This window comes from Burkholderia sp. Ac-20349, assembly GCF_017104865.1.
Lineage (GTDB): Bacteria > Pseudomonadota > Gammaproteobacteria > Burkholderiales > Burkholderiaceae > Burkholderia > Burkholderia aenigmatica.
In genome coordinates this window covers 1-19,781 of sequence record NZ_JAAGPM010000012.1, presented here as the reverse complement: position 1 = coordinate 19,781, position 19,781 = coordinate 1, and the positions used below count along the sequence as shown (strand labels likewise).

21 protein-coding genes are annotated in these 19,781 nt (G+C 66.1%); 11 read left to right on the top strand and 10 right to left on the bottom strand.

All coding sequences use genetic code 11. The annotated features are described in order from the left end of the window. Window positions 1–9 precede the first annotated feature (9 nt). From G3N61_RS06575 to G3N61_RS06555, 5 genes are all read right to left on the bottom strand, one after another. Window positions 10–204: a hypothetical protein gene (locus G3N61_RS06575; RefSeq protein ID WP_089453880.1), complete on the bottom strand. Its 195-nt coding sequence runs from the start codon at window positions 202–204 to the stop codon at window positions 10–12. Between the two features lie 106 nt (window positions 205–310). Then, window positions 311–3,352 (bottom strand): ATP-binding protein, encoded by a 3,042-nt coding sequence (locus G3N61_RS06570; protein WP_205821890.1) that lies wholly within the window; start codon window positions 3,350–3,352, stop codon window positions 311–313. A 476-nt stretch (window positions 3,353–3,828) separates the two neighbouring features. Then, a complete protein-coding gene (locus G3N61_RS06565) occupies window positions 3,829–4,848 on the bottom strand; it encodes a hypothetical protein (RefSeq protein WP_205821889.1) in 1,020 nt (339 codons plus the stop codon). 115 nt (window positions 4,849–4,963) lie between these two features. Beyond that, window positions 4,964–5,791 carry a hypothetical protein gene (locus G3N61_RS06560; protein ID WP_043178842.1) on the bottom strand — a complete coding sequence of 276 codons (828 nt, stop codon included), beginning with the start codon at window positions 5,789–5,791 and terminating at the stop codon, window positions 4,964–4,966. 119 nt (window positions 5,792–5,910) lie between these two features. Further along, on the bottom strand, window positions 5,911–6,498 hold the full coding sequence (locus tag G3N61_RS06555; protein ID WP_205821888.1) for a tetratricopeptide repeat protein: 588 nt from the start codon (window positions 6,496–6,498) through the stop codon (window positions 5,911–5,913). Window positions 6,499–6,858: 360 nt separating this feature from the next. Between G3N61_RS06555 and G3N61_RS06550 the strand changes: the two genes are divergently transcribed. From G3N61_RS06550 to atsR, 3 genes are read left to right on the top strand one after another with little or no spacing between them, the layout of a single operon-like run. After that, entirely contained in the window at window positions 6,859–7,731 is an 873-nt protein-coding gene (locus tag G3N61_RS06550; RefSeq protein ID WP_043178847.1) for a helix-turn-helix domain-containing protein, read from the top strand. Between the two features lie 42 nt (window positions 7,732–7,773). Beyond that, window positions 7,774–8,277 (top strand): molybdopterin-dependent oxidoreductase, encoded by a 504-nt coding sequence (locus G3N61_RS06545; protein ID WP_043178848.1) that lies wholly within the window; start codon window positions 7,774–7,776, stop codon window positions 8,275–8,277. Continuing rightward, window positions 8,274–10,094: a hybrid sensor histidine kinase/response regulator AtsR gene (gene atsR, locus G3N61_RS06540; protein WP_205821887.1), complete on the top strand. Its 1,821-nt coding sequence runs from the start codon at window positions 8,274–8,276 to the stop codon at window positions 10,092–10,094. The genes G3N61_RS06545 and atsR overlap by 4 nt, the downstream gene beginning before the upstream one ends. 33 nt (window positions 10,095–10,127) lie before the next feature. Here atsR and G3N61_RS06535 read toward each other — a convergent pair whose 3' ends face one another. After that, the gene (locus G3N61_RS06535) at window positions 10,128–10,547 is read right to left on the bottom strand and encodes a secondary thiamine-phosphate synthase enzyme YjbQ (protein WP_175022740.1); all 420 of its coding nucleotides are present in this window, start codon (window positions 10,545–10,547) and stop codon (window positions 10,128–10,130) included. A 10-nt stretch (window positions 10,548–10,557) separates the two neighbouring features. Continuing rightward, window positions 10,558–10,884 carry a thioredoxin family protein gene (locus G3N61_RS06530; RefSeq protein WP_205821886.1) on the bottom strand — a complete coding sequence of 109 codons (327 nt, stop codon included), beginning with the start codon at window positions 10,882–10,884 and terminating at the stop codon, window positions 10,558–10,560. Window positions 10,885–11,179: 295 nt separating this feature from the next. Here G3N61_RS06530 and G3N61_RS06525 point away from each other — a divergent pair, with 295 nt between their 5' ends. From G3N61_RS06525 to G3N61_RS06505, 5 genes are all read left to right on the top strand, one after another. Further along, window positions 11,180–12,232 (top strand): RNA-guided endonuclease TnpB family protein, encoded by a 1,053-nt coding sequence (locus G3N61_RS06525; protein ID WP_089453886.1) that lies wholly within the window; start codon window positions 11,180–11,182, stop codon window positions 12,230–12,232. A gap of 135 nt (window positions 12,233–12,367) precedes the next feature. Further along, window positions 12,368–12,700: a DUF2322 family protein gene (locus G3N61_RS06520; protein WP_043178853.1), complete on the top strand. Its 333-nt coding sequence runs from the start codon at window positions 12,368–12,370 to the stop codon at window positions 12,698–12,700. Window positions 12,701–12,881: 181 nt separating this feature from the next. Continuing rightward, on the top strand, window positions 12,882–13,394 hold the full coding sequence (locus tag G3N61_RS06515) for a DUF2199 domain-containing protein (RefSeq protein WP_205821885.1): 513 nt from the start codon (window positions 12,882–12,884) through the stop codon (window positions 13,392–13,394). A gap of 122 nt (window positions 13,395–13,516) precedes the next feature. Continuing rightward, window positions 13,517–14,386, top strand: a complete 870-nt coding sequence (locus tag G3N61_RS06510) for a PASTA domain-containing protein (RefSeq protein ID WP_205821884.1) — start codon at window positions 13,517–13,519, stop codon at window positions 14,384–14,386. A 209-nt stretch (window positions 14,387–14,595) separates the two neighbouring features. After that, window positions 14,596–15,228 carry a LysE family translocator gene (locus G3N61_RS06505; RefSeq protein WP_043178857.1) on the top strand — a complete coding sequence of 211 codons (633 nt, stop codon included), beginning with the start codon at window positions 14,596–14,598 and terminating at the stop codon, window positions 15,226–15,228. A 62-nt stretch (window positions 15,229–15,290) separates the two neighbouring features. Here G3N61_RS06505 and G3N61_RS06500 read toward each other — a convergent pair whose 3' ends face one another. The 3 genes from G3N61_RS06500 to G3N61_RS06490 form a co-directional block, all read right to left on the bottom strand. Continuing rightward, window positions 15,291–15,971 (bottom strand): YebB family permuted papain-like enzyme, encoded by a 681-nt coding sequence (locus G3N61_RS06500; RefSeq protein WP_205821883.1) that lies wholly within the window; start codon window positions 15,969–15,971, stop codon window positions 15,291–15,293. 144 nt (window positions 15,972–16,115) lie between these two features. Beyond that, complete coding sequence (locus G3N61_RS06495; protein WP_043179265.1) at window positions 16,116–16,685, bottom strand: hypothetical protein; 570 nt, start codon at window positions 16,683–16,685, stop codon at window positions 16,116–16,118. Window positions 16,686–16,914: 229 nt separating this feature from the next. Continuing rightward, on the bottom strand, window positions 16,915–17,373 hold the full coding sequence (locus tag G3N61_RS06490) for an Lrp/AsnC family transcriptional regulator (protein WP_006486309.1): 459 nt from the start codon (window positions 17,371–17,373) through the stop codon (window positions 16,915–16,917). Window positions 17,374–17,497: 124 nt separating this feature from the next. On the opposite strand from G3N61_RS06490, the gene G3N61_RS06485 reads away from it, so the two are divergent. From G3N61_RS06485 to surE, 3 genes are all read left to right on the top strand, one after another. Next, window positions 17,498–18,232: an AzlC family ABC transporter permease gene (locus tag G3N61_RS06485; RefSeq protein WP_043178862.1), complete on the top strand. Its 735-nt coding sequence runs from the start codon at window positions 17,498–17,500 to the stop codon at window positions 18,230–18,232. Then, window positions 18,225–18,533: an AzlD family protein gene (locus G3N61_RS06480; RefSeq protein ID WP_011356491.1), complete on the top strand. Its 309-nt coding sequence runs from the start codon at window positions 18,225–18,227 to the stop codon at window positions 18,531–18,533. The genes G3N61_RS06485 and G3N61_RS06480 overlap by 8 nt, the downstream gene beginning before the upstream one ends. Before the next feature lie 177 nt (window positions 18,534–18,710). Then, window positions 18,711–19,490, top strand: a complete 780-nt coding sequence (gene surE / locus G3N61_RS06475; protein WP_089453892.1) for a 5'/3'-nucleotidase SurE — start codon at window positions 18,711–18,713, stop codon at window positions 19,488–19,490. The last annotated feature ends 291 nt before the right edge of the window (window positions 19,491–19,781 follow it).

The window sequence follows — 19,781 nt, the reverse complement described above, 5'->3', positions numbered from 1 at the left end:
GAACCGCCGTCACTGCCGGTGCACGCCCTCGTCCGTATCGCCCCGCTCGTCTGCCACCTGCCGCCACTCGCTGATCGCGCGCCGCTTCTGCGACGGCGACATGATCAGGAATTCGTTCATCCTCGAGAGAAAATCCTTCCGGGACTTCTCGGGGAGTACGGCAAACTCGAGCAACAGTGCGAAGACTTTTCCCATATAGCGCACGGTCTTCCTCTCTTCTCACCTGATTGAATTGCACCGCCCCCTTGCGGAGCGGTGCGCTGCCTTTCATTTTTGTCTCGTCCACGCGCCGCGACGACCCGCGCTTCCGTCATGACATGTTGTCTTGCGCAAGGCGCGCGGCGTGCCGATCCTGCATGCCGCCGCCATTCCTACGCCGAGCGGCGTTCGTCAACGCACTGCGCAAGTGCGCGAGCGTCACGGGCTTGGTCAGCACTGCGCCGACGCCTGCCGCCGCGTAGTCGCGCATGTCGTCCGGCGCGAGATGCGACGTGACGACGATCACCTCGCAGCGCGACTCGAGGTCGCACGCGGCCGCAGCCAATGCGCATACGGACATGTCCGGCGGAACGGCCCCCAGCAGAAGCACCTCCCATCCACCGGCCGCGAGCAGGTCGAGCGCCTCCGCTCCGGACCCGGCCATGCCGACGACACAGCCGAGCACGTCGAGCTGCTCGCGAAAGATCGTGCCGTTCACGGCTTCGACGTCGACCAGCACCACGCGCAACGCCCACCCGGAGCGGCACACGGCCGACACCGGCGGACGCGTCACGACGGCCGCCAACGCGCCTTGCGCGACGGCCTGCGCCAACGCCGCGCGCAGGCCGCCGAGCGCATAGCTGGACACACGTATCGTCCTGCCGGCGCGATAGGGTTGCATCGGCCCGTCCGGCGTGGCCAGCACGATCGGCACATCGCCGCGCAGGCCGTCGAGCTCCTCGCGCGACCAGGTGTCCGATTCGCCGAACAGGACGACGGCGGCCGCCTGCGCATGACACTCGGCCGGGATCGGCGTCCGGCGATCGTGCGCGTCGACGACGAAGCCCCACGCGCGCAAGTGCGGCAACGCGAAGCGCTGCCATTCGCTCTGCGCGACCACGAGCAACCGCGCGCCATCGCCGGGTGCGACACGGGGCTCGTTCGTCATGAGCGGAACGCCGAGCGGCAAGCGTACGGTGAAACAACTGCCTGCGCCGGGCGTACTCGCGACCGTGATGCGTCCACCCATCGCGGTCACGAGGCGATCGCACAGCGCAAGGCCGAGCCCCGTGCCGCCGTAGCGGCGCGTGATCGTCGCGTCGACCTGCGAGAACGCCTTGAACAGCTTGTCCCGATCGCCGCCGGCAATCCCGATGCCGGTGTCCTCGACGGACACCGCGATCTCGGTATCGCCGCACCCGGCGGAGACGATCGAGACGCGTGCCGCGACATGCCCGGCCGCCGTAAACTTGATCGCGTTGCTCAGCAGATTGCCGAATACCTGGGCGAGACGCGTCGGATCGCCGCGCATCCGCTGCGCGCCGTTCGCGCCGATTTCGCAGAACAGCGGCAGGCCTTTCGCTCGCGCAATGGGCGCGAATGCGCCGAGTTCGCGCTCGATCACGCCGATCACGTCGAATTCGATCGACTCGACCGACATCGCGCCGGCCTCGATCTTCGAGTAATCAAGAATGTCGCTGACCAGACCGAGCAGCCCCGACGCAGCGGCCCGCAGCGTCTGCACCCTGCCATGCTGCCACGCGTCCAGCGCAGAACGCTCGAGCAGCTCCAGGTTGCCGAGGATCACGTTCAGCGGCGTGCGGATTTCGTGCGTCATCGCCGCGAGGAAAGACGACTTGGCCGCGTTCGCCGAATCCGCCGCCTGCACGGCTTCCTCGAGCTGCCGGACAAGCTGCCGCCGCGCCGTCACATCGGCGAGCGCCACGATCAGCACGTCGATGCCCTGGTAACGGGCGCCGCACGCGGTGATTTCGAGATGCAGCGGCGCGGCGCCGGTGCCCGTATCGGGCAGCACGAGATCGGCCTGCAGCAAGTCGCCGGACGCGCCGTCCGCCAGCAACGCCTCATACCTTGCAATGGCCTGCGCGGACAGCGCACGGTAATCGCTGCCGAGCCGCGCGATCATCTCGGCGAGCGCGGGGCTGACGAGCATGAAATGACCATCGGCGCGCGAGATCAGCCCGAGCCCGACCGGCGCCGTTTCGATCACGCCGCGGCACAGGGCCTCGCTGTCGAACACGCGCTGCGAGCGCGCGTAGAGCGTCGCGACCACACGACGCTGGAAGCGCACGAGCAGCACCCACATGATCGCGATCGCCAGCAGCGTCGCGCCGAGCAGCAGGCCCGCGCGCAGCGCGATGCTCGCGACGACATCGGTCCACCGCAGCGCGTACGCGAGCGTCCAGCCGGTCGAGTCGAGCTTGCCGTGGAAGATCACGAAGCCGTCCCGGTACGACGCCTCTTCCAGCGCCGCGTGGTCGCGCGGAATGTTCAGGCGCAGCAGGCGGTCGATCAGCGCTTCGTCCTGTGCGATGTCGGGGCTCGCCGTGACCAGGCGGTTGTCGGCCGTCGTCACGAAGAACCCGCCGTCCGCCGGATGCGCGAGCTGCCACGACAGCAGGCCCTCCGGCGCGTATTCGGTGACGAGCACCGCGAACGGCTGGCCGTCGACCTGCGCCTGCGCGGCGATCCGGATGCGCTCGACACCCGACACGGGATCGACGAACGGCGGCAGCCAGTGCACGCGGGGGCGGCCGTCGGCGGCCGCCGAGTCGCCGCCGCCGAAATCGATCCGCAACGCATTCATCGCGCGCGCGCGCTCCGCCGGCGTCGCCAGCACGGCGTCGCTCGCGCCCGTATCCGGCACGAAGCCGAGCAGGCTCGTGCGCGTACTGTAGTGATAGCCGACGAGCGTCTGACCGCGATTGATCGAGCTTGCCGCGCAAATGCGCGCCAGCAGCACGGACAACGACAGGTAGCGGGCGATTTCGATGCGGTCGACCGGCCCGCCCGGCACGCCGAACACGATCGACGGATGGGGCTTGATCTCGATCCGCCCGCCGTTGGCGAAGAACGCGTCGACGACCGCGTCCGGCGCCGGGGCGGTTTCCCGCCAGATCAATTGCGTATTTGTCACGCCGTTGCGAAACGACGTCTCGCTGACCTTGATCTCGTTGAGGGTCTGAACCAGGCCCGTGAGAAAATTGTGCCGCTCGCCGTCGAGGTAGCCGTACACGATCGAACCCATCCCGAACGCGCAGGCGATCAGGATCAGGACGGTGACGACGATTCCTCCGCCGAACACCGAGATGTTCTGATAGCGCCGGAGGGACTGGAGCGGACTGTAAGGCATGTGGGAGGACGACGACGCCAGGGCCGACGCGTACCCGCACCGGCTCCGACGCCGCGTACGAATATGACCAGAGACGGTTGGAGTGGCTCGATCATGCCAAGCGGTCGGCAAAAAAGCAGTTCACAACGAACCATTTAGTACACGTCCAATATGTTTTTTATTTACTTTTGAACTTGGACGAACATTGAGCGGCGCCGGCCCTCACTCAGGTCCGGTAGGGCACGGGGCGGGTTCTCATCCGCGCGACCGGACCGGCAGCGGCTCTCGAAACAATGCATGCCGGCCGGACACGACCCGTCGGCGTGCGCCATGCGGGCCCTGCAACGGATGTCGTGGAAGCGGGCAGCGCCGTCGCCCGCGCGATCAGGCGCGGAGACGGCCGGCGCGGATCGCCGCGACGGATCGGCAGGCGGATGCCGGTACCCGCGGGATCGAGCGCGGCAGCGGGCGCACGGCGTGCACCCGCCGCGAGCCGATCAGTTCTGCGTGAGCGGATTCAGCGTCGTGCACAGGAAGCCCGTGCAGTTCTTCGGCGCGAAATAGAACGACGCCATCACCGGCGTGGGTGAGCCGAGCGCGATGTCGCTCAGATAGGCCGAGCCCTGCGCACCGAACGTGTTCGCCTGCTGGACGAAGCTCGCGCCGGTCGACTGGATCGTGGCCGACTGGTACGTGAAGGTCGGCGACTGCGTCTGGTCCTTCACGTAGATCCACGAGATCGCCATGCCGAACGCCATCGCCCCCTTCGCGCGATAGCCCTTCGCGCCTTCGCTGTTGGCCTGCGCGATGAAGTCGCCGACGGTCGACGTCGGCGCCAGCGCGTCGTACGTGTAAGTCGCGCTCGACGCGTTGTTCTTCATGTACACGTTCGCCTGCACCGCCCCCACGGCCATCGGGCCGAGGAGCCAGTAGCCCGACTGGCCCTGGCCGTTCGCCTGCGTGAGGAACGCGTTGGCATCGGCCGGCAGGCCCGTCGTCGTGTACGTGTAGGTGGCCGACGAACCGCCATCCTTGCGGTAGAGATCGCCGTACGTGAGCGGCCCTTCGTAGCGGTAGCCGCTCGCCCCTTGCGCGTTGGCCGCGTTGACGAAGGACGTCATGTCGGCGGGCGCCGTCTGCAGCTGGTATGTGTAGGTCTGCGCGGTGCCGTCGTTCACGAAGATCGATTGCGTCCCGCCATTGCCCGCGTTGTAGTAGTAGTCGCCCAGATAGCGGTAGCCCTTCGCGCCTTCGTTGTTGACCAGCGTCAGGAAGCTCGCCTTGTCGGCCGCGACAGGCTGCGCCTCGTAGCGCCACGTCAGCGTGCTGCCGCCCGAACCGCCAGAACCACCCGAGCCGCCGCTTCCCGTCCCACCCGAACCCGTGCCGCCGGTTCCGCCGCTGCCGCCGTTGTTGCTCGTGCCCGATCCGCCGCCGGACGCTGCGGGTGAGGAATCGTCGCCGCCGCAAGCGGTCAGCGCCAGACAGGTCAATGCGATCAATGCAACGGCTTTCATCGGGATCACCTCAATGCAAAAAGGACGAACGAAGCCGGTACGCGCGGATCACGCCGCGCGCACAGACAGACACGAATCAGGAATCGGCCGGCGGCGCACCGCCGGCCCGGGTGCGTCAGTTGACCTGGAGCTGGCCGCCGCGGCCGAGGCCGCCCTTGACGTCCTGCGCCTTGTAGCTGCGCAGCGCGACGACCATCTTGTTGTACGCGTCGATGAACGCGACGACCGTCGCCTTGCCTTCCGGCGTCGCCGAGAAGCCGCTGAGCGCACCGCCCACGCCACCGCCGAAGCCGCCCAGCGCCGCGCCGTAGTTGGTCGCCGTCGAGCTGCCTTCCGACGCCGCGATCTGCACGGCCGAGCGCACGTCGAACAGCGTCAGCGTGACGACCGACGCCTTCGTCTGCAGATGGCCGGCCACCGCCGCCACCGCGCTGTTGCCGATCAGCCCGCCGATCATGCTGCCGATGCCGCCGACCGGCGAATCGTTGATGACGATCTGCGGCTCCATGTAGTAGTCGGCCGCGACCCGCTGGCCCTTCTGCTGCTTCGAGCCCGTGCGGTACTCGCCCGAGTTGCGCTGCAGCTGCGTGATGCGCGACAGGCGCGCGTCGCTCTTCTGGTTGCCGATCGACGTGATCACGAAGCAGTTCGACTGCTGGACCGCCAGGCGCAGCAGCGGGTCGATCGTCGTCATCTTGGTCGCGCTGCCGAACGGGCCCCACCAGTCGGCGTTGCGGCCGTCGTCGACGGCGATCGTGCCGAGCGGCGACGTGCAGCGCTGCAGCCCCGAATCGGCGCCGGCGCTCGCGCCGCCTGCCGCCGCGCCGGTCACGCCGGCGTTCTGTCCGCCCGCGTTGACGATGCCGCCGCAGCCGGCCACGGACGCGCACAGCGCTGCAACCAGCGCACCTTGAGTGAGACGATGGGAAAGGATGGTCTTCATGTCGTTGTCGATCGATAGAGTCGTTGTTCGGCTTATGTGTTCGTGCGAACTTCGATAAGCCCCCCGGCTGGCGCGCGATGGTGGTCTCCCCGCGGCTGCCCCCGTTGCTTCAGGCCCGGTCAGTAGTACCAGTACGTCTGCTGCCAGACGCCGTAGTACGGATAGCCCGAGTACCAGTAGCCGTAATAGCGGTCACGCCATTCCGTGCGCCATTTCCAGTCTTCTTCGTCTTCCTTCTTGGCCTGGCGGGCGAGCTCGAGCAGCTTCTTCGACTCCTTGTCGTCGCGGCCAGCCGCGATCGACAGCCACTTCTCCGCTTCGCGCGGATCGGAGCCCATTTCCTCGAGGCCGAACAGGTAGAAACTGCCGAGCGCCTTCTGCGCCTGCAGGTCGCCGCGTTCGGCGGCCTCGCGCATCCACTTGAGTGCCTGGTAGCTGTCCTGGCGCACGCCGTCGCCGCGGAAATAACGCAAGCCGAGGTCGTAGGCGGCCTTCGGCTGGGTCTTCGCGGTCTGCTTCAACGCAGCGATGCGCGGATCTTCATGGTCTTCCGAATCGCCCCTTTTTTGATAGGACACCTGATCTTTAGGACGGTCAGAACAACCTGTGTCGTCGCAGATCCGCACCGTGTTGCTGGTGATGGACGGATCCTGCGCGCACGCGGCCAGTAGCAACAGCAGCCCCGGTGCGAGTAAACGGCGGTACATTGTTACCTTCCTCATGTTTTATTGGCGCCGCAATTCTTCGCGCTATCCCACCCCCGCGAGCGCGCACCCGGTGGCGCGCGGCGCAGCGGATACAATCCGCCAACGCCGACACGCACCCCTAGGCTCTCTCAGGTTCTCGCTTCGAATCGTTCAGTCACTGCTTCATTGTTGTCGCTTTTCGCTGGTCCGACTGTTGCCGGCCTCGATCTCCAAACATGACGCGACAAACAATAGTGACGTGGTGAGCAATAATAATGAAGAAAAAAGGCATGTCAAGGTGATTCGCGTTTTCAAAGTTTGCGTGTCACGTCAGTTTTGATATGCTCTCCCTCGCCAAAACCCCCTGGAGACCCCATCGAGATGTCCAACAGCGAGCAGGCCAACGTCGATCTCATCACCGCCAACAAGGTGCGCGACCTACTGAACCGGAACGGCATTCCGCAGCGAAGTCACAACACGACGATCGCGAATGTGCTCGGCCTCAGCTTCTCGGTCGTCACGCGCAAGATGAAAGGCCTGATCCCGTGGAACCTGTCGCAGTTGCAGGACATCGCGACGCACTTCGGCGTGCCGCCTGCGATCCTGCTCGACGACAAGGGCACGCAGCCGGCCGCCGCCGAGATGATCGACGCGACGCTCGTGATCGAGTCGCGGCGCTTCCGCTGCCGCGCCGCGATCTCGACCAAGGCCAGCAGCCAGAGCGAGACGGATTTCGTCGCGCTGCAGTGGCAGGGCGAATGGCTCATCACCGAGCGTCAGCACGCGCGCGAGGGCCGCACGTATCCGGTCGACGTCATCGAGCTGCGCTCGACCCAGCCGAACGTGTATGCGGCGCGGATCGCCGTGGTCGACGATTCGCAGGACGTCGCCGAAACGGTGTGTGAATATTTCATCGAAAAAGGCGTGAACGCGATTCCGTACTTCGACGGCGCGACGTTCCGCAAGGCACTGGAGGTCGAGGATTTCGACGGCTACATCCTCGACTGGATGCTGGGCGACCAGACGGCCGCCGAACTCGTGCGCGGCATCCGCTCGAGCGAGAACAGCGGCGCGCCGATCTTCCTGCTGACCGGCAAGATCTCGACCGGCGAAGCCAGCGAGGACGAGATCGCGCACATCGTGTCGCACTACAACGCGCGCTGCGAGGAAAAACCGGTGCGCCTGCCGATCCTGTTCGCCGAAGTGGCGCGCGAACTGAAGATCACGCTACCGGCCGCGGCCGCCGCGAACTGAGGCCACAGCGACACACCACTCCCGTACGACCGAGGGCAAGACATGCGAATTTCGACCACCTGGACCAAGAGCCTGCTGACGGCCTGCCTGCTCGGCATGGCCGCCGCGACCTGGGCCGCTTCGTCCTTTACGTTCACCGTCGACGGCAAGATCGACAAGCACAACCAGCAAGGCAAGACGGCGTACGTGTTTTCCGAGCAGGCGCTGATGGCGCTGCCGCAGCATACGATCGTCACGTCGACCAGCTGGACGCCGAAGGCGACCTTCACCGGCCCGCGCCTGTCCGACATCCTGAAGACCGTCGGCGCGCACGGCACGCAGATCGAGTTCCGCTGCATCGACGAGTACACGTTCACGATTCCCGTGTCCGACGCCGATCGTTACGGCGTGATCCTCGCGCGGACGATGAACGGCAAGGTGCTCGGCAACGACAACTACGGCCCGCTGTGGATCATGTACCCGCGCGACCAGTATCCCGACGAACTGAAGACGCCGCTCGGCGAAGCCAAGTTCGCGTGGCAGATCATCGGCCTGACGGTGAAATGAAACGCCGGCGGCGGAAGAACAGAAAAATCATCCTGATCCTCGGCTCGCTGTGGATCACGGGATTCGCCGCGTGGGCGTTCCTGCTGTGGGACCTCCTCGCCACCTCGGTCAACGAGGGCGTGCTCGAAGGGCCGCGCGAAGGCGTGTTCTGGACCGCCGCGCAATACCGGAACGTCTATACGCGGTTCGACCGGCAACTGATCCTCTACGCGACGCGCGCGGACGACGACTTCGATCACGTGCAGATGCAGCTCGACAGCCTGTCGGTGTCGTTCGGCTTTCTGCAACGGCCGTCGGAAGTGTCCGAATACTGGCTGCGGATCCCGCGCGCGCGCAACGAGATCGACACGCTCGGCGAATTCATGACGCGCCTGAAGCGCGATGTGCCGTTGCTGCGCGACTCGCCGAAGCACGCGCAGCAGGTGCTCGACGAAGTCAATGCGTACTGGCCGAAGGTCAACGGCCTCGCGAACTATTTCCGCGCGATCGAGATGGCGCAGCGCGACTTCACGTTCCATCAGCTGAAGGAAAAGCAGCGCGCGATCCTGATCCTCGGCATCGTGCTCGGCGTGATCCTGTGCGCGCTGTTCCTGCTGCTGTTCTATACGATGCGTACGCGCGACGACCTGCTCGAACGGCAGGACGCGGCACTCGACGCCGAACGCAAGGCATCCGACCGCGCGTTCGAAATGATCGAGGCGAAAAACGCGTTCCTCGGGATGGTCAGCCATGAGTTGCGCACGCCGCTGCAGGCGATCTGCGGATCCATCGAGATCCTGCTCGCGCGCCCGCAGTCGGACGCGAACCTGAAGACGATCCGGCGGCTGCAGAATTCCGCGTTGTCGCTCGAAGCGCTCGTCAAGGACCTGACCGACTACATCAAGCTGCGCTCGACGAAGCGCCTCGCCGAACGGGAAACCGTCGGCATCGCGTCGCTGCTCGCCGAGGTGCTCGACCCGCTGCGCGAGAAGATCGCGGCCAAGCGGATCGCGATCGTGCAGCAGGTCGAGCCGCACGACCTCGCGATCCGTTCCGATCGCAAGCTGCTGCGCCAGGTACTGTCGAACCTGATCGAGAACTCGGTCAAGTACACGGTCGGCGGATCGATCGACGTGTCGATCACACTCGCCGACGCGCCGGCCGGCCAGCAGTTGAAGATCGCCGTGCGCGACACGGGCGCCGGCATCGCGAAGCAGCACCTGTCGAAGATCTTCGAGCCGTTCTATCGCGCGAACGACGCGGTCGGGCTGCATGTGGACGGGATCGGCATGGGGCTCGCCGTCGTGCGCGAAATCGTGACGACGCTGCGCGGGCATGTGGACGTGCGCAGCACGGTGGGCGAAGGCAGCGAGTTCGTCGTGACGCTGCCGGCCGAAGTGCCCGGCAGCGACACCGCCGGCAACGCGACCGGCGACGCGCCCGCGCTACCGCACGCGGCCGCGCACCGCGACCGGCGCGCGCTGGTGGTCGACGACGACGACAACGCGCGCGAAACGCTCGGCGCGATGCTGTCGGCGCTCGGCATCGACGCCGATCTGTGCGGCACCGGGCAGGAGGGCGTCGCGTGCTTCGGTGCAGGCCGCTACGACATCGTCGTGCTCGATCTCGAGCTGCCGGACTTGAGCGGCTTCGAGGTCGCGCGGCGCATGCGTGCGGTTGCGGTACCCGATGACGACGGCCGGCATCCGGCGATCCTCGGCGTCAGTGCGTATGAATCGGCCGCGTTGCGCGAAAACAAGCAGGTATTCGACGCATTCCTGCCGAAGCCCGTCCACCTGCGCGAACTCGGCGCGCTCGTCGAGAAGCTGCTCGCCTGAACCGGTGCCCGGCGATGCGCCGCGTGCGCCCGCTTACTCGCCGATCAGATGCAGCACGATATCGCGCCGGTGCGGCGCGCGGCGATGCTCGAACAGGTAAATCCCCTGCCACGTGCCGAGCACCATGCGCCCGTGTTCGACCGGGATCGACAGTTGCACCTGCGTGAGCGCCGTGCGCAGGTGCGCCGGCATGTCGTCGGTGCCTTCGGTGTCGTGCTCGTAGCGCGTGGCGTCCTCGGGCGCGAGCGTCGCGAAGTAGCGCTCGAGATCGCGCTGCACCGACGGATCCGCATTCTCCTGGATCAGCAGCGACGCCGACGTATGGCGGCAGAACACGGTGAGCAGGCCCGTACTGATGGCCTGCTGGTCGACGAACGCACGCACCTGCGACGTGAACTCAACGAGGCCGCTGCCGTGCGTGTCGATGCCGATGTGCGTGATCGCCTGTTGCATCGCCGTGACCTCAGGCCAGCGCGGCGAAGCCGTCGACTTCGATCTGCTTTGCGTCGGCCGGGCGCACGACGCGCGCGACTTCGACGCCGTCGCGCAGGAACACCAGCGTCGGCCACAGCTTCACGCCGAACGAGCGACCGAGCGGGCGGCCCGGGCCATCCTCGATCTTCAGGTGGCGCACGGCGGGATGCGCGGAGAACGACGCCACGATCGCCGGCTGCGCGCCCGCGCAGATCCCGCACCAGTTCGCGCCGAATTCGATGACGGTTGCGCCGCCCAGTGCGTCGACTTCCGCGCGCGTCGGCGCGTTGGCGGTGTAGCGTTGCTCGGTATCCATCAGGCCCTCGTGTGCGTTGGCGGAACAGGACCGCGTGGTACGAATGCGCGGCCGGTCAGTGACTACTCTAGCGGAAAATCCCGTGGATTGCCGACGGGCAAGGGGCGGTTCAGCTATGGTGCTCACCCGCCGACTACACGACAAGTTCACGATCGGTGAAGAAGGCATCAAGGGGGCGCAGTCGGAGACCGCGTCGCCATCGTAGGCACTCTAGTGCCCAATTCGTCAGCTACTCCAAGGCATTAAGAAACGGTACACCCTCGACAAGCAGCATCCCATGTCTAGAATGACCGCCATGATCCTTGTTTACCGCTACCGCGTGAAGTCGCTCAACGGACTGCTTAACAAACAGAGCCGTGCGGTGAACTTCGTCTGGAACTTCTGCAACGACACGCAGAAGCATGCGCTCAAGTGGCGCAAGAAGTGGCCGACGGGTTTCGACCTGAACGTCCTGACCACCGGCAGCAGCAAAGAGCTCAGCATTCATTCCGGTACGGTCAACGCAACGTGCGAGCAATACGCGAAGTCGCGCAGTCAGCACCATCGGCCCTACCTGCGCTATCGCGGCAGGAAATCGCTGGGCTGGGTGCCGCTGAAGGGCCGCGACCTGAAGCGCGAGGGTGACGCGTTCCGTTTCGCCGGCAACACCTTCCGCGTGTTCAGCAGCCGCCCGCTTCCCGACGGCAAGATCAAGGATGGGACCAACTTTGCTCGGGATGCGCGCGGCAACTGGTTCCTCAACATTGTGATCGAAATGCCCGATATTCAGGCTCGCCCGATCCGCTCCGGCGTCGGTATCGATCTCGGCCTGAAAGACTTCGCCACACTTTCGACCGGCGAGAAGCTGCCCAATGACCGATTCGGTCGCCGCGCGGCTGAGAAGCTGGCGAAAGCTCAACGAGCACGAAAGCACAAGCGGCATATCGCGAAGCTGCACGCCAAGGTCGCGAACGCCCGCGCCGATTTCCAGCACAAGCTCGCGCTCGCTTTGGTGCGGCGCTTCGATTACATCGCAGTGGGCAATGTATCCGCCGTCAAACTCGCCAGAACCAGGATGGCGAAAAGCGTCTACGACGCATCCTGGTCGTCCTTCCGAAACAAGCTCCGCTACAAGGCGATCGCGCACGGGGCGACGTTCGAGGAAGTTGACGAAAGTGGTTCTACCCAGTCCTGTTCGGCGTGCGGGTCGAAAGACAGCACGACGCGGCCGAAAGGTATCGCGGGACTGCGAATAAGAGAGTGGACCTGCAGTAGCTGTGGCGTTGCGCATGATCGCGATGTCAATGCTGCGCTGAACATTCTCCGATGCGGACGTGCATCGCCAGTTGTGGGAGTCCGCCACCTTTAGGTGGAAGAAAACGTCAAGAGCTTCCAGAAGTTCTCCGGCCCGGCGCTGAGTTGGTGCGCGGGGCCCTACTCGTCGCCGCTGATCGGATAAGATACGGCGCGCCGTGCCTTTTACCGAACCGACGGAGTGTTTTCAGTGATTCAACCGACCCCAGTATTCAAGGACAACCTCGCACAATTGCCGGCCATCGACGGCGTCGCACGCATCGATCTCGTCGGCGCGAACGGCGACGTGGTCGCGACCATCGAGAACCAACCGGGCAAGCAAGGCTCGCTCGCGGTGTACCACTACCTGAAGCAGGCATTCGGCACGCTCGACGCGAAAGCCGCCGAGCACGGCCTTGCGGTGTTCGCCGAACATACGGCCGACGCACGCAACCGCCCGGGTGCGCATCCGAACGTCGATCGCCTGCTGGCGATCGTCGCAGGCGGTGAAGCACTGCGAATCGACGTCGTCGCGAAGGGCTGAATCGCCCGTGACATGCAGGCACGCCACCGGCAGACGCGCCGGGGCGGCCTGCGTCTGCGCCGACCATCGATGCAACCGCGAAGCGGCGCGCGATACGCCGCGGCGGCCCCGGCGGCTTGCATCGACGTAGCATCCGGCGATCGCGCGCTCGTTCGACCCTACCGCCCAAGCGAGGCCACACATGACGACGTTCCGGTTTCAATGTGCGCAATGCGACGAATGGCATGAGGGCAAGCCGAGCGTCGGATTCCAGTTCCCGGACTACCTGCTGGACATTCCCGAACCGGAACGCGCGGCGCGGGCGACGTGGGACGAAGACCTGTGCGTCGTCGACCACCAGTACTTCTTCGTGCGCGCGTGCCTCGAAGTGCCCATCATCGGCGCTGACGAACCGTTTCTGTGGGGGCTCTGGGTCTCGCTCAGCGAGCGCAGTTTCGACGACTACCTGGAGAACCAGGAAGCCGGCAACGCCAGCGGCCCGTACTTCAGCTGGCTCGCGAATCGCCTGCCCGGCTATCCGCCGCTCGACGGCCTGAAATCGCGCATGCATCCGCAACTGGATGGCCAGCGGCCGCTCGTCGAACTCGATACGACCGATCATCCGCTGTCGATCGACTTCCACAACGGGATGTCGGCCGAACGCGCGCAAGCGCTCTTCGAGAAAGTGCTGCATCCGGACGGATCAACGCACTGACTTCGCCGGCTGGCACACTGCGTGCCGTCGGCCGGTGCGCGCGACCGTGACACCCAGCCGTGACACGCGTCCGAAAACCCGCGATCATCGCGCCCGTCCCTCTTTCCCCGGAGACCGCCAGCGTGTCCCGTTTCGTTGCCTTGCCGTTTGCCCGCCGCCTTGCGTCGATCGTTTCGATCGCGGCCGTTGCGTGTACCGCGCTCGGCGGCACGGCATCGGCCGATCCGCTGCGGACGGCCTCCGATCTCGCCGGTGCGTCGCTGGTGCCGCTCGGCGTGCTGCCGCACTCGCCGGAGAACGGCTCGCTCGACCCGTTCTGCACGCAATATCGCGCGAAGACGACCACCGCGGCCGGCCGCGAAGTCGCGAAGCGCGACTGGATCGTGACGTCCGAGGCGCCGCTCGGCCGCTACACGGTCGTCACGTTCGCGAGCGGATTCGGTGCCGGCACGAGCGCGATCTGTTTCGCGCGTCACGCCAACCTCGGCGTGTTCGACGGCACGACGCTCGTCGCGCTCGGCTACACGGCGCGCAAGGCAGGCTGGCAACTCGGTACGGCCGATCGGCTGGAAAGCGACGCGTTGCTGATCTGGGGCGGCGACGGCCCCGCGCCGCCCGTCGGCGAACTGCGCGAAGAGAACGGCGGCCTGCGCCTGACCCGGGTAGCGGCTGAAAGCACTTACTGCCAAGGCCGCGCCGTCGTGCCCAACGTGTACGGCAAGCCGCTCGACACGGCACGTCGGATCCTGATCGCGCACGGCTGGCAACCGCTGCGCCCGCGCGAGAAACCGGACCCGGCGGACGGCGCGGCGACGCTCGCCAGGCACGGCATCATCGAAGCCGAAGCGTGTTCGGGCACCGGCATGGGATATTGCGCGCTGCGCTACCGGAGCACGGCCGGCGTGCTCGGCGTAACGACAGCCGGCGGCGAGCCGGACAAGCCGGCGGAGAACACCGTGATCGATTATCAGGTGGCCTGCCGCAAGCCTTGAGCGGGGCGGCGATCGCCCACGCAAGACGCTGCATCAGCGTATGCCGTAGACGCGGCACCAGGCACTCGCTGCGTGCCAAAGGCAGCGCACGCGTGTTGGCGATCGGCCTCGACGGCCCAATAAATGGTCGTCCGTTCGTTCGATTGACCTGCTTCACGCCCCCTCTTAAACTGACCTCCCTTTTGCGCTGCATCCACAAAAGGCTCCCCATGATCGACCTCTCCACGCTCGCGCTGTTCTCCGGTGCGTGTCTCGCACTGACCGCCACGCCTGGCCCCGACATGCTGCTGATCGCGTCCCGCAGCGTGAGCCAGGGACGGCGCGCCGGCTTCGCAACACTCGCGGGCATCCAGGCCGGCACTTACTGTCACGCGCTGGCGGCCGCGCTCGGGCTGTCGCAGCTCTTCGTCGCGGTGCCCCTCGCGTATGACGCCGTGCGCTTCGCGGGTGCCGCCTATCTGCTGTATCTCGCGTGGAAGACGTTCCGTTCGGATGCGACCGCGCTGTCGCCCGTCGCCTCGCAGCGTCGCCACTCGACCGCGACGATCTTCCGCCAGGGGCTGACGACGAACCTGCTGAACCCGAAGATGGCGCTGTTCGTGCTCGCGCTGTTTCCGCAGTTCGTGCGGCCCGAACACGGCTCGATCGCCGTGCAGATTCTCGTGCTCGCGACGGTGCTGAACCTGATCGGCATCGTCGTGAACGGCGCGGTCATTCTGTCCGCGAGCCGGCTGAGCCAGCGAATCGGCGCGCGCCGCCGCCCGTCGAAGCTACCGCAGTACTTGCTCGGCTCGGTGTTCGTGGGGCTGGCAGCGCGGCTGGCGGTGGCGGGGCGCAACTGAGGACACGCATCACCTGCGCGTCACGCATGAAACCTCGCGCGGCCCGGTGACACACGCGGCCATCAGTCGCCGCGATCGGTCGCCGGCTCGCGCGTATCCACCACCACCCGCAACGCCCCGCTATCGAGCAAACTCGCCGGCGTCACCGTGCGGCGGCGCCACGGAATCCGGCCGAAATACCAGATCTTCCAGAAGCCGAGCGAATGATCGGGATTCCGGCGCAGCAGCATGTCGAAGGTCTCGACGTCGCCGAGCACGATCCGCGTCGCATCGCGCACGACTTCGCGCACGAACCGCGAGCAGAACTGCCGGCGCGACGCGAGATTGAACCCGGTGTCGTAGACCACGCCGATCCGGCGCATCGCAGCCTCCACGAGCCGGCGCCGCTGCGCGTCATCGAGCGGCTGCTTCAGCCGCGCGATCACGCACGCGCCGCGATCGGAGCGCGCAAGAAACCGCGACATCGTCGTGACGCGCGAGAGCGGAAACGTACTCTCCGCGATCAGCGGCTCGCCGCCGCGCTCGCCGACCACGATCCCGACGTGATTCGTCCACGAGCGCGTCGCGCTCGCCACTTCGAGAAACGGCCGCACGGTCACGCGGATGAACACGATGTCGCCGATCTCCGGCTCGACCGGCAACGGCATGTGATGCGCATCGTGAGAATTAACGCAGAAGAGACGCCGCCGGCCCGCTTCGGGCGAGCGGATCATGAGCGGCTGGCAGCCGGTATCGACAACCATACGGACCTCGCGCGAGTGGAGATGGCGCGAGCATGTCAGCAGCCGCCGGGCTGCGCATCCGCTTCATGTGCGAGGGCGGGTATTCGCGCCGCCCAGTGGCGGATTTCGATACCGGCGTGAAGCGGTGCGCAGGTGCCGAGGCCCTCAGCGCGTCGCGCCCAGCGCCACGCGCAGCTGCTCCATCAACTGCGTGTAGTGCCGCAGCACGTCGTCCTTCGGCACGACATTCGCGATCGCGAAACGGTCGGACCACGCCGGTTTCCACTCATACGAGCCGTGCACGCTGCGATCGCCGTCGGGCGCCTGGATCAGCGAGCGGATCCGTGCATCGCGGCCCGGGCCCGTATGCACGTCGAACAGCGCGTGGATGTACGTGTGATACGCGTCGTACACGTCGTCGTCGAACAGGTAACGGTAGATGTGGAACGTGCGGTCGAGGTCGCGCTTCGCGCGGATCACGTCGTCCGGCGAGATGTCCTTCCAGTAGCCGATCCACGTGTAGAAGCACAGCAGCGCATTGAGCTGCGGCGCGACCGCGTCGTACAGCGCGAGCCGCTTTTCGATCAATCGCTGGTTGGTCCACTGCACGAGTTCAAGCCGCTTCAGCCGGCGCGCGACGAGCCAGCCGAGACACGCGACCGACAACGGCGTCAGCACGCCCAGCACGAGCTTGACGATTTCCAGCGAGTTCCACGGATTGTTGATTGGCTGCATGAATGGCCCGACAAGAAGAAACGCATCCGCATCGGCACATGACCCGGCGCGCAGCGCCGCCCGCCCGATCGCGGCGGCATTGACCGTTAGTTGCTTGCGCATCGAACGTCGCGTGACGACACCGGCGACCGGTTCGAAGCGGCGTGATTCGTCAGTCTATCGGACGATTGTCACCGAGCCGTGACCGCTCGTCGACCCGTCCGTCTCGTAGCCGCGCACGCGCGTCGCGCTAGGTCGGCAGCGCCGACGTGAGCTTGACCTTCTGCATCGGAATGTCGGTCTTCACGCTCAGCACGCCCGGAATGCGCGTGAGGTATTCCATCTGGAAGCGCCGGTAGTCGTCGATGTCGGCCGCGACGACGCGCAGCAGGAAATCGCAATCGCCGGCCATCAGGTGGCATTCGACGACTTCCGGCATCTGCTGGACAGCTTCGGCGAAACGGTTCACCGATTCCGCGTCCTGCCCTTTCAGCCACACGCGCGTGAAGATCGTCAGCCCCTTGCCGACTTTCGCGGGATTCAGCACGGCCACGTATTTCTCGATCACACCGGCTTCCTCGAGAAGTCGCACGCGCCGCAGGCACGGCGACGGCGACAGCCCGACCTCGTGCGCGAGTTCCACGTTCTGCATGCGGCCGTCGCGCTGCAGCGCGCTCAGGATCCGGCGGTCGATGGCATCAAGTTTCATTGGCATTCAATTCCAAAAAAATCGCGTATCACGCGTTCAATGCCAAATTCTGAGAAAAATCTGGCGACAACGCAACCCGATTCGAGTCAAAAAAGCAGACAATTCCTCCCCCGAAGGAGGAGTAATGAGCAGTAGCGTTTCAACGTCGTCAGGGCTTCGCGACAAGCCCGCCTATGTCGCCGAGATGGGTCGCGGTTTGCGCGCGGCGCTGCCCGTCATGCTGGGTTTCGTGCCGTTCGCGCTCGTGCTGGGCGCGCAGGCCGCGCAGAAAGGGCTGAGCCTGTTCGAAGTGCCGATGATGACCGGCATGAACTTCGGCGGCGGCTCCGAATTCGCGGCGATCCATCTGTGGTCATCGCCGCCGCACATCGCGCTGATCGTCGCGATGTCGTTCCTCGTGAATTCGCGCCACATCCTGATGGGCGCCGCATTCGAGCCGTATATCCGCCGCCTGCCGCGCCGCCGCGCGTTCTTTGCGCTGTTCTTCATGTGCGACGAAAGCTGGGCGATGTCGCTCGCCGACGCCCGGGCGCGCTCGGCCACGCACATCAGCGTGCCCTATTACGCGGGCATCTGCATGGGGCTCTACCTGACGTGGATCTCGATGACCACGCTCGGTGCGGCGGTCGGCCCGACGATCGGCAACGTCGAGCAGTACGGCTTCGACATGGCGTTCACGGCCGTGTTCCTGGTACTGCTGCGCGGGATGTGGAAAGGGATGCGCGCGAGCCGCCCGTGGTTCGTGAGCCTCGTCGTCGCAGCGGCCACGCACCTGGCCGTGCCCGGCGCGTGGTACGTCGCGGCCGGCGCCTGCGCAGGGCTGATCGCCGCGCTGCTGTGGGAGCCGCGCGATGCCTGATTTCCCGGATTTCAGCACGGTCGCGACGATCGTGCTGATGGCGTCGACGACGTATCTGTCGCGCATCCTCGGCTACGTGCTGCTGCGCAACCGCACGCTGAGCCCGCGGATGGCGTCGGTGATGGAGAACGTGCCGGGCTGCGTGCTGATCTCGGTGATCGCGCCGGCGTTCGTGTCGACGCGCCCGGCCGACCTGCTTGCGCTGGCCATTACGCTGATCGCGGCGACGCGCCTGTCGATCCTGCCGACCGTCATCGTCGGCGTCGTGTCGGCCGGCCTGTTGCGGCACCTGCTCGGCTGAGCGGTTCCGACCCGCCGCGCACGCGGCACGGCCACCAACGAACGGGCGCGCAATGCGCCCGTTTTCACTTCCGCGCCGAGCGCGCGACACGACGATCCTCACACGGGAATGCTAGCCTTGTGGCTTGCGCCACGCTGCACTTCCGTCTCATCACTCATCTCCGCGAGGATCGTCCCGATGCAAGAAACCCGCCCGCTGTTCGACCGTGTCCTGCTCACCAACGACGACGGATTCGACGCCCCCGGCCTTGACGTGCTCGAACAGGTCGCCACGCAACTGGCACGCGAAGTGTGGATCGTCGCGCCGGCGGAAGACCAGAGCGGCACGTCGCATTCGCTGAGCCTGCATGACCCGCTGCGCGTGCATCGCAAGGGCGAACGCCGCTTCGCGGTGCGCGGCACGCCCGGCGATTGCGTCGCGATCGCGATCAGCCATCTGATGAAGGACGCGCGGCCCGACATCGTGCTGTCCGGCGTGAATCGCGGCGGGAACCTCGGCACCGAGACGGTGTTTTCCGGCACGGTCGGCGCCGCGATGACGAGCATGCTGGTCGGCGTGCCGGCCATCGCGCTGAGCCAGGCCTTCACCGATCGCAACGCGGTACCGTGGGACACGGCACGCACGCATGCGCCGGACGTCATTCGCCGGCTCGTGGCCGCCGGCTGGGACAGTGACGCGTGCCTGAACGTGAATTTCCCGCCACGGCCCGCCGATGAGGTGCGAGGGCTGAAGGTGACGAACCAGGGCGCCGGCACGCTGCAGGGCGTCGAGATCGTGTCGGGACTTGACCCGCGCAACAACGCCTACCACTGGCTGAAGCTCTCGCGCGCGCCGCGGGACGACGATGCGAATTCGGAAACGGTCGCGCTCGGCGAAGGGTATGTCGCGGTCACGCCGCTGAAGTTCGAGCGCACGCATGACCAGGCACTCGCACAATTGCGGTCGCGCCTCGGCTAAGCGCGTAGTTCGGCAAGCAAGCGGTCGAGGTAATCGCGCGCGTTACAACGGCGCGCGGGTGCGCGGCCGCTTTACTGCTTCACTGCTTCACTGCTTCACTGCTTCACTGCTTCACTGCTTCACTGCTTCACTGCTTCACTGCTTCACTGCTTCACTGCTTCACCGCTTCACCGCTTCACCGCTTCACCGCTTCACCGCTTCACCGCTTCACCGCTTCACCGCTTCACCGCTTCACCGCTTCACCGCTTCACCGCTTCACCGCTTCACCGCTTCACCGCTTCACCGCTTCAC

What these genes read in the sequence shown, in the direction of transcription:
- G3N61_RS06485 (WP_043178862.1), top strand. Translation starts at nt 17,498, where the DNA reads ATGAGCAGTAGCGTTTCAACGTCGTCAGGGCTTCGCGACAAGCCCGCC.
- G3N61_RS06495 (WP_043179265.1), bottom strand. Translation starts at nt 16,685, where the DNA reads ATGCAGCCAATCAACAATCCGTGGAACTCGCTGGAAATCGTCAAGCTC.
- G3N61_RS06555 (WP_205821888.1), bottom strand. Translation starts at nt 6,498, where the DNA reads ATGTACCGCCGTTTACTCGCACCGGGGCTGCTGTTGCTACTGGCCGCG.
- G3N61_RS06550 (WP_043178847.1), top strand. Translation starts at nt 6,859, where the DNA reads ATGTCCAACAGCGAGCAGGCCAACGTCGATCTCATCACCGCCAACAAG.
- G3N61_RS06480 (WP_011356491.1), top strand. Translation starts at nt 18,225, where the DNA reads ATGCCTGATTTCCCGGATTTCAGCACGGTCGCGACGATCGTGCTGATG.
- G3N61_RS06565 (WP_205821889.1), bottom strand. Translation starts at nt 4,848, where the DNA reads ATGAAAGCCGTTGCATTGATCGCATTGACCTGTCTGGCGCTGACCGCT.
- G3N61_RS06505 (WP_043178857.1), top strand. Translation starts at nt 14,596, where the DNA reads ATGATCGACCTCTCCACGCTCGCGCTGTTCTCCGGTGCGTGTCTCGCA.
- surE (WP_089453892.1), top strand. Translation starts at nt 18,711, where the DNA reads ATGCAAGAAACCCGCCCGCTGTTCGACCGTGTCCTGCTCACCAACGAC.
- G3N61_RS06535 (WP_175022740.1), bottom strand. Translation starts at nt 10,547, where the DNA reads ATGCAACAGGCGATCACGCACATCGGCATCGACACGCACGGCAGCGGC.
- G3N61_RS06490 (WP_006486309.1), bottom strand. Translation starts at nt 17,373, where the DNA reads ATGAAACTTGATGCCATCGACCGCCGGATCCTGAGCGCGCTGCAGCGC.
- G3N61_RS06515 (WP_205821885.1), top strand. Translation starts at nt 12,882, where the DNA reads ATGACGACGTTCCGGTTTCAATGTGCGCAATGCGACGAATGGCATGAG.
- G3N61_RS06525 (WP_089453886.1), top strand. Translation starts at nt 11,180, where the DNA reads ATGATCCTTGTTTACCGCTACCGCGTGAAGTCGCTCAACGGACTGCTT.
- G3N61_RS06545 (WP_043178848.1), top strand. Translation starts at nt 7,774, where the DNA reads ATGCGAATTTCGACCACCTGGACCAAGAGCCTGCTGACGGCCTGCCTG.
- G3N61_RS06570 (WP_205821890.1), bottom strand. Translation starts at nt 3,352, where the DNA reads ATGCCTTACAGTCCGCTCCAGTCCCTCCGGCGCTATCAGAACATCTCG.
- G3N61_RS06530 (WP_205821886.1), bottom strand. Translation starts at nt 10,884, where the DNA reads ATGGATACCGAGCAACGCTACACCGCCAACGCGCCGACGCGCGCGGAA.
- G3N61_RS06500 (WP_205821883.1), bottom strand. Translation starts at nt 15,971, where the DNA reads ATGGTTGTCGATACCGGCTGCCAGCCGCTCATGATCCGCTCGCCCGAA.
- G3N61_RS06560 (WP_043178842.1), bottom strand. Translation starts at nt 5,791, where the DNA reads ATGAAGACCATCCTTTCCCATCGTCTCACTCAAGGTGCGCTGGTTGCA.
- atsR (WP_205821887.1), top strand. Translation starts at nt 8,274, where the DNA reads ATGAAACGCCGGCGGCGGAAGAACAGAAAAATCATCCTGATCCTCGGC.